We start from the raw sequence: 14,764 nt of genomic DNA on the forward strand, positions 1-14,764 counted from the left end.
TGCAACCCTATAAAAATAAATCCAAAAATAGCTGCCGGAAAACCGACAGCTATTGAAAGTCAACTTTAAAATTATCTTCTGTTATTTCTTTGTTGTTTTCTTTCTCTTCTGCAATCTGGACATCTTACTGGATCATTTTCGAATCCTTTTTCTTTATAGAATTCTTGTTCTCCTTCAGTAAATACGAAGTCCTTTCCACAATCTTTACAAGTTATTGTCTTATCTGCCATTTAAATATACCTCCGTTTTTATATTGGGTATCTAACTATTCACAAATGATCATTTTCCAAAATAAAAATCGGAGAATGGTATTTATGATATTAAATCCCTGTGTTTTACTACATTAGTGATTATAGCACACTGCATATATATTGTCTATATATTTTCCAACTATAATACTTTTACATTCTTTATGGAATTTAAAACACATTTAACCTTTTGGTTTAAAAATCAAAGAAGCTAAAAATGAAAATACTAATGCTGAAGATATACCTGCACTTGTAACTTCAAAAATTCCTGTAAGTACTCCTATAATTCCATCTCTTTTAGCTTCCATAAGGGCACCCTTTACCAAGGCATTACCAAAACTACTAATTGGCACTGAAGCACCTGCCCCTGCAAATTTTATTAATGGTTCATATAAATCAAATCCTCCTAATATAGCTCCTATGACAACTAATGTACATGTCGTATGAGCTGGGGTTAGTCTAAACACATCCATCATAATTTGACCTACAACACAGATTCCTCCTCCTATTATAAAAGCCCAAACAAGTTTTTCCATAATTTGCTCACACCTCTTTTACATCACACCTAACCATCCTAAAACGACTCTTATTATAGCTACAACAAATGCTGAAAATACACCATATACGATTACTGGTCCAGCTATTCTAAACATATTTCCTCCTACACCAAGCACATAACCTTCACTTCTATGTTCAATAGCCGCTGATGACATAGAATTCGCAAAGCCTGTAACCGGAATTGCAGTTCCTGCTCCTGCATATTGTGCAATGTGATCATAAACTCCTAGACCAGTGAGCAACACTGAAATTATTATTAGAGTTGCTGAAGTTGGATCACCTGCAGTCTGCTCTTTAAAATTAAAATAATTAATATACATCCACTGCAAAAGTTGTCCTATAGTACATATGATTCCTCCTGAAATAAATGCTCTTATACAATTTTTTAAAACTGGTCTTTTTGGTTCTATGCCTTTTGCAAAATTTTGATATTGCTGCTGTTCTGGAGTAAGCTTATCTTTTTTCTGATTAGACACTTTATCACCTTCTACTATAAAGTTGTTTTTGTACCCTAATTATGCTTTATTTGGGTGACATTCTATATAATTAATATGCTCCAAGTTTTTTTTATTATACTTATATATATACTGTAATATTAAAACCTTTACCTACAAGACAATTTTCCCAATTAAAATTATAACAATAATTTTAATTGGGAAAGCTGCTAAAAACTAAAAACAATATTCCCGGAGATCAAAAATGAATTTAACCAAACCCTTTTAGAACATAAAGGGCTGTTGCACTTAAAAACCACACCAAAAAATATACTTATACACAAAGAGAAGTTCCAAAAGCTGAAGACACATATAAAAAGTTTTTATAGTATCGAAGCTTGAGAACCTTTCTCGGAGTATAAGTATATTTTCGACCGTGTTTCAGTTAAGTGCAACGGCCCCTTACAAAATATGATTAAGATCATCGATAACTTTATACAATTTTTATATTTTACCATATCCAAACAATACAAAATTTTTAATTTATGGCTTCCAATAGCTCCTTTGACTTCCTTGAAAAGTAGTTATCATAGTTACATTGGCAAGCTTTCTTCAAATATTGTTTTGCTATTACCCAATTATTCATTTTTAAATAGCACACTCCAATAAAAAAGTTATTTTGTACATTATAAATGAATTTGTCAAATTTATATGAATACTTTATGAAGCTTTCTAATTTTCTTTCATCAATAAACTCTAAGTACATATGAATATAATTCAAGCACTCTTGATTATTACCTTTTAAAGCATAAAAATAAGCTTCTGCTGGATAAAATTCTTTCTTCCTTAAAATTGTTAAAGCTTTTTCTAGATACTTATCCACTTCATTTATTTCTTCCCCTAATAGCATAATATTTATAGCTTTTAAAATAAAATGATCCCATATGAAATATTCACTCATAGTTTTAATATCAATTTCGCTTAGGTACTGGTCAGATTTCTCAAATTCCCCCATACGACTATAGCAAAGTGCAATATTAAATAATATTAAGTTTTTAACTTTAATTTTATTTTCACATTTTTTAATAATTTTCTTAAACCCATCTACTGCCTCATTATATCTTCCTTTACTTAATAACCAATTAGGTTTTAAAATTTTGAACATTATTAAAAAAACCTCTATTACATAATTTGGCCTTTCAGATCCTTTCTTGCTTTTCATTTATCCCATCTCCAAATACCTCTCATTTTATAAAATACATATTACTTATAAAATATCTTCTACATATGTCATTTATAAGTATATTATAGGTATATAAAAATTTTAAAAGGATGACTCTTACTTGAACTGAGCTTTAAACTTATAAAAAGTATTTATTGTGCCGAAAGAATGTAAATATATTCCATAGCATAAGTTAAAGTGTCTATAACCCCTGTATATAAGAATTATCCACCTAGATAACTAAAATGCATATAGTCTTTCGAACTTTGGAAATTGCCACCCCAATCCCATCCATATTTTTGGAATACCTTAATAACCTCTTGTGTAATAGAATATGGATCGTTCTTAGGATCATAATGATTGCCCACCTGATTTTTTACTTTTCCATCTTTCCCTATTACTATATAGTAATTTGAGTCTGGATTTATATCAATAGCAGCCCCTGCAGGATGATTAATACAAGAATCCTTGTCCCTAAATTCACTAACATCATTAATTGGAAATTTCTCTGGAAGATTATATATTTCATCAAAAATTTGTTTTATAACCCCCGATAATTTTCTGTTAACTTCTATGCTCTTAGATATAGTTTTTTTACCTTTACTTTTATCATTTTTATCTACATAATCCCATACCTTAACAGTAATAACTTCTATATTAGATACTTTAGCATCTTTACTTGTATATTGCCAATTTCCATCCACTTTAGAAAACTTTCCACTTTTTTCATCATCACCAATAAGAAAATCTCTTCTATTCGTTACAAAAGTGGGATCAACATTATTATCAGTAATAGATGAAGATTTTTGAAACAAATCATTAATTACTTGCTTAGGCAGAACTCCTTCACCCCCTAATACAACATTATTCTTGATAGATTGACCTGATAACAAAGCCTTTATTCCACTATTATCGCCATTACTGGCAAATATTATAGGATTCCCATTTTTAGCGGCTAAACCAATTCCACTTAATGCATCGGCAAAGCCCTCTCCTGAAGTTATATAAACAGTATCAAAATTCATACTTGTCTTAAAGTTTTTTACAACACTTTCATTTAAAGAATAACGAGTATTACCTAATATTCTTCTAGGGTTAGGAAATATACTAGCAACAGATTCTGATATTATAGTTTTATCTCCCATTACATATGTATTTTTTATATTATGATTTTTAAGATACTTCTGAACTACAGCAGGTACTTCGTCTTTAGAAACTAGTATTATAGGAATATTTTGCGTCCCTGCTATTGGCGCTACAGATAATGAACCTGAAAAATCTTCACTATTTGATATGACAATTTCACTTACATTATCTATCTTTTCTGCTATCTTAATAGCTGTTGTATATCTATCTTCCCCACATAATCTTTGTAAGTTGTAACCACTTTGTTTAAGTGAATTTTCAATATCTTGTGAAACTACACCAGTTCCACCTAATATTATTATATTTTTAGTTTTTAATCTTTTTAACTCACTTGTTAATATAGGGTTGTCCCTTAACGATTTACCATGCAATAATAATATAGGAGCATTATATTTATGAGATAAAGTACATGCCCCCAAGGCATCAGGATAATTCTCACCATTAGCTATAATAACATTTTCCGAGGTTGTCCATCCATTCTTTGAAACTTCTTGACAAGTATCATAACGTGTTTGTCCAGCTAGTCTTTTTATTGTAACTTCTGCATTTACACTATTTGGTGGTAATCCTGTTATCAGTATCATTAATATCATTGATACTACATATTTTCCTTTGTGCATGTTTTTCCCCCTTCCACTTCCTAATCCTTTAATAATTATCTAATATAACCATTAATTGAAAATGAGTACATAAATTCTATAATACTAATTGTACAGTAGATTTTTTCCTATGTATACCGTTTAATATTAAAAAAAATGATTATATAATACTGTACAACTGTTTTCTGATATTTGTTTAACTATAGATAAAGTTGTGATATATAGATACCCAAACCAGACATTTAAATTATGCTTCGGGATATATTTATTTTCTCTTTATGTGATATTGATTCTTTTTCCACTCAAATCTATTAAATTTGCATTTATTATATAATCATCTATAATTTTCCTTGAAATATTAAACCAGCTTTCACAATTATCAAGTATTATAGAATCCCCAGTTACAACTCTTCCCAATTTCCATAAAATAGGATCAACATTAGGCACCAATTCAACCTCAGTAAAAAAGCTCCACTGCAAAGAATGCTTTAATATCTTCTCCTTAAGTCTTCCAGAGTTTGAAACAGGAGCGTCGAGAAAAAACTTAGCACGAGATACTTTAAGCTCACTAAAACTTTTTCCAATAAGCTCTAGCGCCTTATCTGTTTTATCAATAAGTCTGTAACTCCCCTGTAAACCTGCAATATCTCTAATTGAACCGTCATTAGCAAGCAGCAGAATTCCACCAGATAGAGCAACTTCAAGTGTTATAATTAAATTAAAACCATCAATATAGATAGTTCCATCTTTTGCTGCAGAGTAAGGCAGCATATTTAATTTTCTTTTTTCGCATTCATATACATTGCTTGTAGAACGTTTAAGAGCTTGACGCTGACGTGCCGAAAGCTGATAGTGTCCCCCAACCAATTCCATGACCCCATTTATTTTATAGTTCCTATTAAGCAGCCACTCTACTTCTTCTTGAGCTTTCTGTAACTTTAAAACAGCTTCTTTCGAAAACCATCTATAATCTTGAGGGTCAACACCTCTTTTAGATATTCTACTTATTAACATTTCATCTGAATTCATAAAACAACACCTCATTTATTTAAATCATGTTTTTTCCTACATTTACCTAAATATAATTTTTTTTACACTTTAGTTTTTTATACCATCTTTATACACAAAATTCAATTAAAACTTATTCTTTTCCTTCCTTATTAATTAAAATACTGTATTTCTATTTATTATAAATAAAATTTAGCTTAGAAGGATTATTTACTCTTCTAAGCTTCACATTAGTAATTTATTTATTATAATCATTTATTTTTATATTATCAAAGTTTTTGTTTAACACCTTTTCAACAAATATCCTTACGAGTTCTAAATCAAACTGAACACCGGCATTTATTGTCAATTCCTTTATGGCTATTTCTTCTGACAAAGCTCTTCGGTAACTTCTTTCACTTACCATAGCATCATAAGCATCAGCTATAGCTATAATTCTTGATTGAAGTGGTATTTCTTCTCCCTTTAAACCTTTAGGATATCCTATACCGTTATAACTTTCATGGTGATATAATACATATTCCGCCATTTCTGCCATATCATTTACTGTACTAAGTATTCTATATCCTATCTCTGGATGACGCCTTATTTCTTCCCATTCTTCATCTGTTAATTTTCCTGGCTTATTGAGTATGTTTTCTTCTATAGCTATCTTGCCTATATCATGGAGCAGGCCCACAGTCTTAAGTTCCTTAATTCCATCTTCAGGTAAAGAAAGGGCTCTCCCCATACTTTCACATAACATTGAAACTCTATGCGAGTGTTCTTCCTCTCTTTTATTTTTTTCATGAAGGGTTCTTATTATAGCCTTTATAGTTTTTCCTCTCATGCTTGGACTTTCAAAAAGTTTTTTCTTATACATATGATCTTCAGCTTTTTTTAGTATATCTTGAATTTTTTCTTCCTCATTATTCTTTGTTTCATAACCGAAAGAAACAGATATTTCAACTGATCCCACATTTTCATTTAATGCTATAGCTTTAATGCGTTCAATAATTTGTTCTGCTTCATAAGCATTCGTTTTAGACATTAAAATTACAAATTCATCTCCACTTAATCTAGCAACAATATCGTTACTTCGACATCCCTTCAGCATAACTTCTACTACTTTTTTTAAAAGATCATCTCCTACAGCATGTCCAAAAGAATCATTGACAAGTTTTAAGCCATTTACATCTGCCATAATAATTGTTAACGGAAAATTTATTTCTTTATCCATTAACTTTAACTTTTTTTCGAAAAATCTTCTATTATATAAACCTGTTAACTGATCATGATAACTTAAATATTCTAATCTTAGTTCCATTTGCTTTCGCTCACTTATGTCTCTCATTAGACAATGAAAAACTTTTTTTCCATTAAGTAAAATACTTGTCACCATAATTTCAACAGGTAACGACTTTCCATCAATTCTTTTATGCCACCACTCAAATTTATATTTTCCATTTTTACTTGCAATTTCAAATATATATGCTTCTTTTTCCTTAGAGTTCTCTCCATCAGGCTGCCTCTCTGGAGATAGCTTCCATGGCTCTTTACCAATAATCCATTTTTTTGAACTACACCCTAAAAACTCAATTGCAGCCAGGTTGCAATCTATTACCTTATTATCCCCTAGTATAATTATCGGATCTGATGAATCCTCAAAAATCTTTTTAAAATTATATTCGCTTTGTTTTAGCTTTTTTTCATTTTCAGCAATTTGATCGTATTGAACTCTTAACTCTTCCTCCGAAGCAGTCAATTGCTGTACATACGCTTCAAGCTCCTCATTAACCGTTGCTAATTCTTCATAGCTTGTATTAAGCTTTTTTTCTGCTAATTCAACTTTCTTTAGAAGATTATCTATTAGCAAATATATAATAAGTGAAGTTATAGTAACATACAACCAACCTTTATATGTGTTTATAATTATTAACATTTTGTTATTTGATGCAATCTTACTCGCAATTCTATCAGAAAAATAGATCCAAAGAAAGCCTGTTATTAAATATACCATACAGATTTTTATACACTCATATTTAAATTTATTCTGGGTACTAACTTTAAGAAGGGAGTATATTTTTTTTCTTATTAAATCAAACATAACACACCTCCATTATCATAATTACAATAACATCTTATGCTCTTATTTTATACTAATTTACATAAAATTCAACAAATAATTTCCTAATTCTTATATTATAAATTTTAAATAATAAATTAAAAGCACAAATTAAGTACTAAGACCCAATTTGTGCTTTAACTTATTATTTTATTAAACCTTTAATATCAATTGTCTTCTTAAGCATTCCATTTTCCTTTAAAAAATCTTGAGTTTTTTCTAACTCTCTAATATCCTTATCTGTAATCTTAGGATCAAAATTATACCAGTTATACATCTCTTTAACTTGTTCTACTGTGAGCTTAGTTTCTTCTGCTGCTAATTTATAGGTTTCTTCTGGATTATCTTTCATAAACTTAAGACTTTTATCATGAACAGACATATATCTTTTAACTATATCCGGATGCTTATCTATGAATTTTCCACTTGCTGCAATTACTATAGTAGCATCTAATATTCCTTCACCAGTAGTAATTATACGAGCTCCCTTTGAAACTGCTTGTGGAACTGCAGCACCGGCAACTAAAGCAGCATCAGCACTACCAGACATTAACGCTGAAACTCCTTCAGGTATTCCCATATTTATAAACTGTACATCACCAATTTTCATATTTTCATTTTTTAATGCTCCTAATAGAAGTTGATGTAATATAGTTCCTTTCGGTCCCACTATTTTCTTTCCTTTTAAATCCACTATAGTTTTTATATTTGGATCTTTACTCATAATTGTAAAGGCTTTTGGCGCTCTACTATACATACCTATTATTTTTATGTCTACGCCATTAGCAGCAGCTAATATAACAGAAGTTGCACCTATTGCATTACAAAAGTCTAATGAACCTGCCGCTACCGCTTCAGTCATTTTTGAACCTTCTGTAATTTCCGGAAAAGTAACCTTTATATTATCTTTTGAAAACTCATCCTCAAACAAGTTTTTCTTCTTTTCTACTATAGAAGGTACATTTAAAGGCGATTTAACATAAGATATATTTATGTTAGAGACCTTACTTTCCTGAGTTTGATTTCCTGATGAGGTAGCCTGTGTACCACAACCAACTAGAGCTGTACTTGTAATAAGTGCTGCACTTATCAATATGGATAATTTCTTTGATATTTTCATAATAATTAATCCCTCCAAAATGCTTATGTATTTATTTAAAAAATAGGTTTAAGATATCTTCCCTAATTTCTAGGAACTCTTTACTGCTAAAGTCTCTATAATAATCTAAATTTACAGGTATTTCTTTAATAATACTTCCTTTATCCATGACTATTACTTTTTCTCCAAGATATACAGCTTCATCTACATCATGAGTTACAAAAATTATAGTTTTCTTATTTTCTAGAAATATATTTATAAATTCCTTCTGGAGCTTCCTTCTATTAAAAGCATCTAATGCACCTAAAGGTTCATCCATTAGTATTATTTCTGGATCATGACACAAGGTTCTCCCTAGTGCCACTCTTTGAGCCATTCCTCCTGAAATTTGATGCGGATAAGCATCCTTAAAATTCTCCAATCCTAACATCTTCAAATGTTTATGAATTCTATCATATGCCAAATCTTTGTTTCTCTCTTTTATAAGTGAGAAAGCCATATTTTGTTCAACTGTAAGCCATGGCATAAGCCTTGGTTCTTGAAAAACTATTCCTACCTTTCTTTTTATATTACTTTCATCTAAATCTCCTATAAATTCTATACTTCCTTCTGATTGCTTCTCCAGACCACACAATATTCTCAAAAGAGTAGTTTTTCCACAACCACTTTTGCCAACTATAGTTACAAAGCTTTCATCCTGTATATGTATATTTAAATCATTTAAGACTTTTATATTTTCATTTTTTATATTAAAATTCTTATATAAATTCTGTATCTTGAGTCCTGCCATACTCAACCTCCTTGCCATAAGAAGTCATAATCTTTTTTGTTATTTTTATAAAGAAATAGTCTACTATATATCCAATAATTCCCATAGAAAAAATTCCTACTATAATAATATCTGGTCTTGACAGTTGCTCTGCATCCATAATCATATATCCTATTCCTGACGAAGCCGCTATAAGCTCCGCTCCCATTAAAGACCTCCAGCTGTATCCAAGTCCCAACTGCATACCAATTAGTATAGAAGGTACTGCTTGTGGAAGTATAATTTTAAAGAACTTGTCTTTATTGCTAAACCCCAATACTTGTCCAACTTCTAGTAGCTTTTTATCATAATTAGTTACACCATTTAAAGTATTTAGAAATATAGGAAAAAAAGTAGCTAAAAATATGACAGCTAACTTTGAAGTTTCCCCTATTCCAAACCATAATATAAGAATAGGAATAACAGCTATAGGTGGTATATGCCTCATGAATTCTAAAAAAGGCTCAAAATAATAAATGGCTTTTTCTTTAGAACCTATAAAGATTGCAGATGGAAATGCAATTATAAATGTTACAAAAAAACCCATAAATACTCTAAAAAAGCTGACAGCTAAATGCCTTATCAATTCACCACTTTTAATCAGCTCGTAGGCAGTACTACAAATTGTCCACGGACTTGGTATTATATAATCGTTAAATACCTTTAGTAATGAAGCTCCACTCCATAAAACAATAATGATTATAGGTATTATTAAACCTTTTATTTTTTTCATAACACTCATCCTTATTTATATAATTGAAATAGTTGTTGTCAAATTCATAGATAAGATTTCTAAGGCTCATCTATAGAGGGGGTATACCTCTTAATTACTTTCTCACGAGCCTTAGAATTACTTAACTTAAAATCAAAAAACTTTCCCTAAAATTATTCAGGGAAAGTTTAATTTATCATAGCAAAAGTTATGACTAATTTTAGTTTTCCCTTCAGATTAGATGTTTCCTTTCTGTCAGGTATTACCTTAACGATTACCATATTCTTCAGAAGACTCCAAAGAATATGACTTTTATAAAATTTTATATTATACTCTAATTTTATACGCTATACTCACATATGTCAAACTTATATATTCAAACCTAAACAATATTTTTATACAATATAATTTTTCAAATTTTTAAGCTGTTTCAAAACAATCTCATACTCTTTATTCAACTCTTTAATATTATCATTTTTTCCTGGCATAGATATCCTGCCTATAAGTTCTGACAACCTGTTTTCAAGTACAAATATTTTTTGTTTAAGTTCTTTTTTATCATTTTCTACAATTTTACTACTGAGTTTTGTATATACTTCATAATTTCCTGTAAAATTTATTAATTTATTATCTTCAAACACTATAAGATTTGTAGCTAACTTATTTACAAATCTTAAATCATGCGACACAAAAATCATAGTTCCGTTAAATTCCTCAAGAACCTTTTCCACTGCTTCCATGGAATATATATCAAGATAATTTGTAGGCTCATCTAGTATTAATAAATTTATATCACTTGACATAATTTTAGCAAAGGAAACCTTTGCTCGCTCTCCTCCACTGAGCTCCGAAACCTTTTTATATACATCTTCTCTCTTAAATAACAACCTTGATAAAATTATCCTTAAAAAACTCTCATCATAAATGCTATCTTTCATTACATTCTCTATAATGCTTTTATTTTTATCAAGTGTAGTAAAATCCTGACTAAAATAACCTACTTTTAAATTTTCCGAAATTGTTATTCCGTTTTCATTATTTATAATCATCTTTAGGAGAGTAGTTTTTCCACAACCATTATTACCTACTATAGCCGTTCTTGTCTTATTATATATTTTAAACTCTCCATTAGTGAACAATTCTCTTTTACCAAAACCTTTATTTATCTTCTTTCCTTCAATTAATATCTTACTATGAAGTTCATTAGTTTCTCTTATATCTATTTTTATTTTTTCCACACTTTTAGGTTTTTTCTTAACTTCAAGCTTATCTAGCCTTGATTCCACAGCCTTTTTTGCTCTGTCTAAAGTAAACTTCGCCCTTTGATCTCCCATTTTATGAAGTCTTGCTTCAGAGTTTCCCATTCTTTTTGGAGCTTTTCTTACGCTATTTGACTTCCCGCCTATGTCCAAAACTGCCCTTTCTAATTTATTTTTCTCTTTGATGTATTCCGTATATTCAAATTTCTGTCTCTCAAATTGGGCCTTTTTCTGTTGAATAAAGTCACTGTAATTGCCTCTGTACATTTTTACAGTACCATTGTCTATTTCTATTATACTGTTACAACAGCTATCTAGAAGTTCTCTATCGTGAGATACCATCATAATAGCGCCCTTAAATTTCTTAAGCATATCTTGAAATTTTTGTATACTTGATATATCAAGATTAGCTGTAGGTTCATCTGCAAATAAAATGTTTGCACCTTTACTAAAAGCCTGAGCAATTTTAAATTTATTTTTTTCTCCTCCACTCATAAATTCCTTTTTCTTCTCTTTTAAGTTAAATTCTTTTATAAATTTTTCATCTATAATTTCTTCCAATCCATAATCTAATTGACTTATATATGAATAGCTTCCATGGAGTTTTACACTCCCCTCTTCTGGCGTTATTTTGTTTGTAATTACATCTAATAAAGTGCTTTTTCCCATTCCGTTTAAACCTACAATTCCAATTCTATCCTCACTGTAGACCTTTAAGTTACTAATTTCTAAGATTAATCTGTCTCCATAATATTTTTTTAAATCATTAATTTCTAAAATAAGCATAAAAAAATCCACTCCTTCTACGGAGAGGATTATATACCAAAAACAACCACAATTATTATGCCAATACTTCGTAATAACACAATAAATAAACCTAATTAAATAGGCTGGTTCAGTTTTATAAAAGGGCATAATAATCCTCTCAGAACTTTTTTAACATCACAAAAAAACTTTAAATTTACACTATTAATTTAAAATTTATGATTAAGCGTTCTAATAAGGATTACATTCTCATTTCTTCCAAATACCTTTCCCTTTCATAAAATACTAAGTTTAAGAACAATTATATATAAATATCTGTACATAATCAATACAAAAGTTAAATTTTTTAATTTATTATATTTTTATGCAGCTTTTAGACAGGTAAATTGACTTTCGGCTGTGTATATCTACATGGATAATCAAAACAGACACTTAACTTATACACAGGGATATATTGACATTCTGAAAGGCGCATTAAATACTTTTGTTATAAGTCTTAGCGAAATATTTTAGAAAGTCTTAGAGCTATTGATATGTTTGAGGTACGAGTTTATCAATGGTTCTTAGACTTTCAAAATATTGAGCTTTAGACTTATCAAAAGTATTTATTGTGCCGGAAGAATATCAATATATCCGGTCGCATAAATTAAGTGTCGGCCGTGGATATCTATAAATCTCCAAAAAATTTTTTATTATATTCAACCATTTTATCACTCGGTTTAAATTGTTCAGCTAACTTATTATATTTAATCGCCTCTTCCTTATTCCCAAGTTTATAATAGCAAACACATAGTTCTATTGAAGGTATATACCCATAACAGTCATGTTTGATAGTTCCCCATGTATTCTCACTCTTTTTTAAGCTAAGAGCAGTTTCAAACCAAAAAATTGCTTTATCATACTCATTAGCATTCTTAAAAAAGTATCCAAGCTCACAGCAAGTTTCAGCTCTTGGTACATCATAGCTAAAGCTCTTCATTAAATACATCAATTCATTTTCTCTATTGTTTTTTGCTCTATAACATTGTGCAATCTCTGAGCATGCATTAATATAGTCTTCTATCCATCCTTCACTAGTTTGTAAGAACCGTTTATAGTATAAAATAGCATGATTATATTGCTTATTAAAATAAAGTTCCTTTGCATAATAATATAGATTTCTAGGACTAAAAGACCTACTACTTGATCTCATCTTCTTAAATATTTTTAAATTTCTTACATTGTTAGATCTATTCTTTACATGCGTAATACAAACATCACTATTAACTATTTTTCCACTTACTCCAATATATTCATGTATTCTATCTGCCCATTTAAAATTGCAACTTCTCTTCACTAACCTTTCCCTAAAGTAGGATTCGTTAGCATTACCTGATTCATCAAAGCCTACGTTATATCTCATCATAACCACATCAGTATCATCACTAAGGTTTTCCTTTAATTGAAAAAATTCTTTTCTATCTTCTTTTAATATAATATCATCTGCATCTAACCATAAGATGTATTCCTTACTTGCCTTTGAAAAAGAAAAGTTTCTTGCTGCTGAAAAATCATCGATCCATTTAAAATCAAATATTTTATCAGTATAAAAACTAGCAATTTTTTTAGTGTTATCTGTAGAGCCAGTATCAACTATGATTATTTCTTCAGCAATGTCTTTTATCGAATCCAAACATTTAGAAAGAACCTTCTCTTCATTTTTTACTATCATACATAAGCTAATAGTAATCATGTTATTCAGCAACCTCCCCATTTTTTAATCCAGTGTAAAAGTCAGAAGGAAATGAACATCATTTCCTTCCCAATTTTAAAATCTATCTGATATCTTCTATTGCACAGGTGAAAACTATAGTGGATTTTCCCAAAACAGCTGCTCCATATGCAGTATCTATTACTGTATTAGGTGGCAATAGGCTTCCACCTGCTACTATATTTACTGGTCTCTTACATCTAATTAGTGATCTTAATGTGTTTCTTATTGCAGCCTCACATTTAGCTTCACAACTTGTTGGCAATGATCTTGGCGCTGGAAGGAAACATATCTTCATTGATCCATCACAATTAAATAGAGATGCACACTTAAGTGTCACTGCTACTATCTTGCAAATAGAAATTCTATTAGTGATAACTCCTCCACAGTTAGTTAGCACCAGTATACCAGATTCTGAAATAGTAGACGGTATTCCTACAGCTAATCCTTTGTTCTCATACCTAACAACTATCTCAGTTCCAGGGAATAACCCTATTATTTGTCTAAGCACATTTTTTATTTGAGCAGTGCATATGCAGCCACCTGAATCTCCTGGATCTCCTTTTGGTCCTCGTGGTCCTGGACAGCCTGGATCTCCTTTTGGCCCTGGACAGCCTTTTGGTCCTCGTTGTCCCTGACAACCTTCTGGTCCTCGTGGTCCTGGGCATCCTTTTGGTCCTTGTGGTCCTGGACAACCTGGATCTCCCTTACAGCCTTTTGGCCCTCGTTGTCCCTGACAGCCTTCTGGTCCCCGTGGTCCTGGGCATCCTTTTGGTCCTTGTGGTCCTGGACAACCTGGATCTCCCTTACAGCCTTTTGGTCCTCGTGGTCCTGGACAACCTGGATCTCCCTTGCAGCCTTTTGGACCTTGTGGTCCCATCGGTCCTATTGCTCCTGGATCTCCCGTTGGTCCTGTTGGGCCTTGTGGTCCCATCGGTCCTATTGCTCCTGGATCTCCTGTTGGTCCTGTTGGGCCCTGTGGGCCTATTGGTCCTATTGCTCCTGGATCTCCTGTTGGTCCTGTTGGGCCCTGTGGGCCTATTGGTCCTATT

General features: G+C 30.9%; 13 protein-coding genes. All 13 read right to left on the bottom strand.

Features of this window, described 5'->3' with window-relative positions; translation table 11 throughout:
- Window positions 1-71 precede the first annotated feature (71 nt).
- Complete coding sequence (locus tag I6U48_RS24160; RefSeq protein ID WP_218323042.1) at window positions 72-230, bottom strand: zinc-ribbon domain-containing protein; 159 nt, start codon at window positions 228-230, stop codon at window positions 72-74.
- A gap of 200 nt (window positions 231-430) precedes the next feature.
- A complete protein-coding gene (spoVAE, locus tag I6U48_RS24165) occupies window positions 431-784 on the bottom strand; it encodes a stage V sporulation protein AE (protein WP_218323043.1) in 354 nt (117 codons plus the stop codon).
- 18 nt (window positions 785-802) lie between these two features.
- A complete protein-coding gene (spoVAC, locus tag I6U48_RS24170) occupies window positions 803-1,282 on the bottom strand; it encodes a stage V sporulation protein AC (RefSeq protein WP_218323044.1) in 480 nt (159 codons plus the stop codon).
- A gap of 496 nt (window positions 1,283-1,778) precedes the next feature.
- Window positions 1,779-2,462 (bottom strand): tetratricopeptide repeat protein, encoded by a 684-nt coding sequence (locus I6U48_RS24175; RefSeq protein WP_218323045.1) that lies wholly within the window; start codon window positions 2,460-2,462, stop codon window positions 1,779-1,781.
- Window positions 2,463-2,686: 224 nt separating this feature from the next.
- Entirely contained in the window at window positions 2,687-4,228 is a 1,542-nt protein-coding gene (locus tag I6U48_RS24180; RefSeq protein WP_218323046.1) for a cell wall-binding repeat-containing protein, read from the bottom strand.
- Between the two features lie 255 nt (window positions 4,229-4,483).
- Window positions 4,484-5,236: a DUF434 domain-containing protein gene (locus I6U48_RS24185; protein ID WP_246615527.1), complete on the bottom strand. Its 753-nt coding sequence runs from the start codon at window positions 5,234-5,236 to the stop codon at window positions 4,484-4,486.
- 217 nt (window positions 5,237-5,453) lie between these two features.
- Window positions 5,454-7,301 (bottom strand): HD domain-containing phosphohydrolase, encoded by a 1,848-nt coding sequence (locus I6U48_RS24190; protein WP_218323047.1) that lies wholly within the window; start codon window positions 7,299-7,301, stop codon window positions 5,454-5,456.
- 163 nt (window positions 7,302-7,464) lie between these two features.
- The gene (locus I6U48_RS24195; protein WP_218323048.1) at window positions 7,465-8,439 is read right to left on the bottom strand and encodes an ABC transporter substrate-binding protein; all 975 of its coding nucleotides are present in this window, start codon (window positions 8,437-8,439) and stop codon (window positions 7,465-7,467) included.
- A gap of 31 nt (window positions 8,440-8,470) precedes the next feature.
- A complete protein-coding gene (locus tag I6U48_RS24200; RefSeq protein ID WP_218323049.1) occupies window positions 8,471-9,208 on the bottom strand; it encodes an ABC transporter ATP-binding protein in 738 nt (245 codons plus the stop codon).
- A complete protein-coding gene (locus tag I6U48_RS24205) occupies window positions 9,177-9,959 on the bottom strand; it encodes an ABC transporter permease (protein ID WP_218323050.1) in 783 nt (260 codons plus the stop codon). The genes I6U48_RS24200 and I6U48_RS24205 overlap by 32 nt, the downstream gene beginning before the upstream one ends.
- A gap of 374 nt (window positions 9,960-10,333) precedes the next feature.
- A complete protein-coding gene (gene abc-f / locus I6U48_RS24210) occupies window positions 10,334-11,983 on the bottom strand; it encodes a ribosomal protection-like ABC-F family protein (protein WP_218323051.1) in 1,650 nt (549 codons plus the stop codon).
- A gap of 646 nt (window positions 11,984-12,629) precedes the next feature.
- A complete protein-coding gene (locus I6U48_RS24215) occupies window positions 12,630-13,694 on the bottom strand; it encodes a glycosyltransferase (RefSeq protein WP_218323052.1) in 1,065 nt (354 codons plus the stop codon).
- A gap of 82 nt (window positions 13,695-13,776) precedes the next feature.
- On the bottom strand, window positions 13,777-14,764 hold a 988-nt coding region (locus I6U48_RS30205; protein ID WP_218323053.1), incomplete at its 5' end, for a collagen-like domain-containing protein.

Source organism: Clostridium thailandense, from assembly GCF_019207025.1.
GTDB classification, from domain to species: domain Bacteria; phylum Bacillota; class Clostridia; order Clostridiales; family Clostridiaceae; genus Clostridium_AM; species Clostridium_AM thailandense.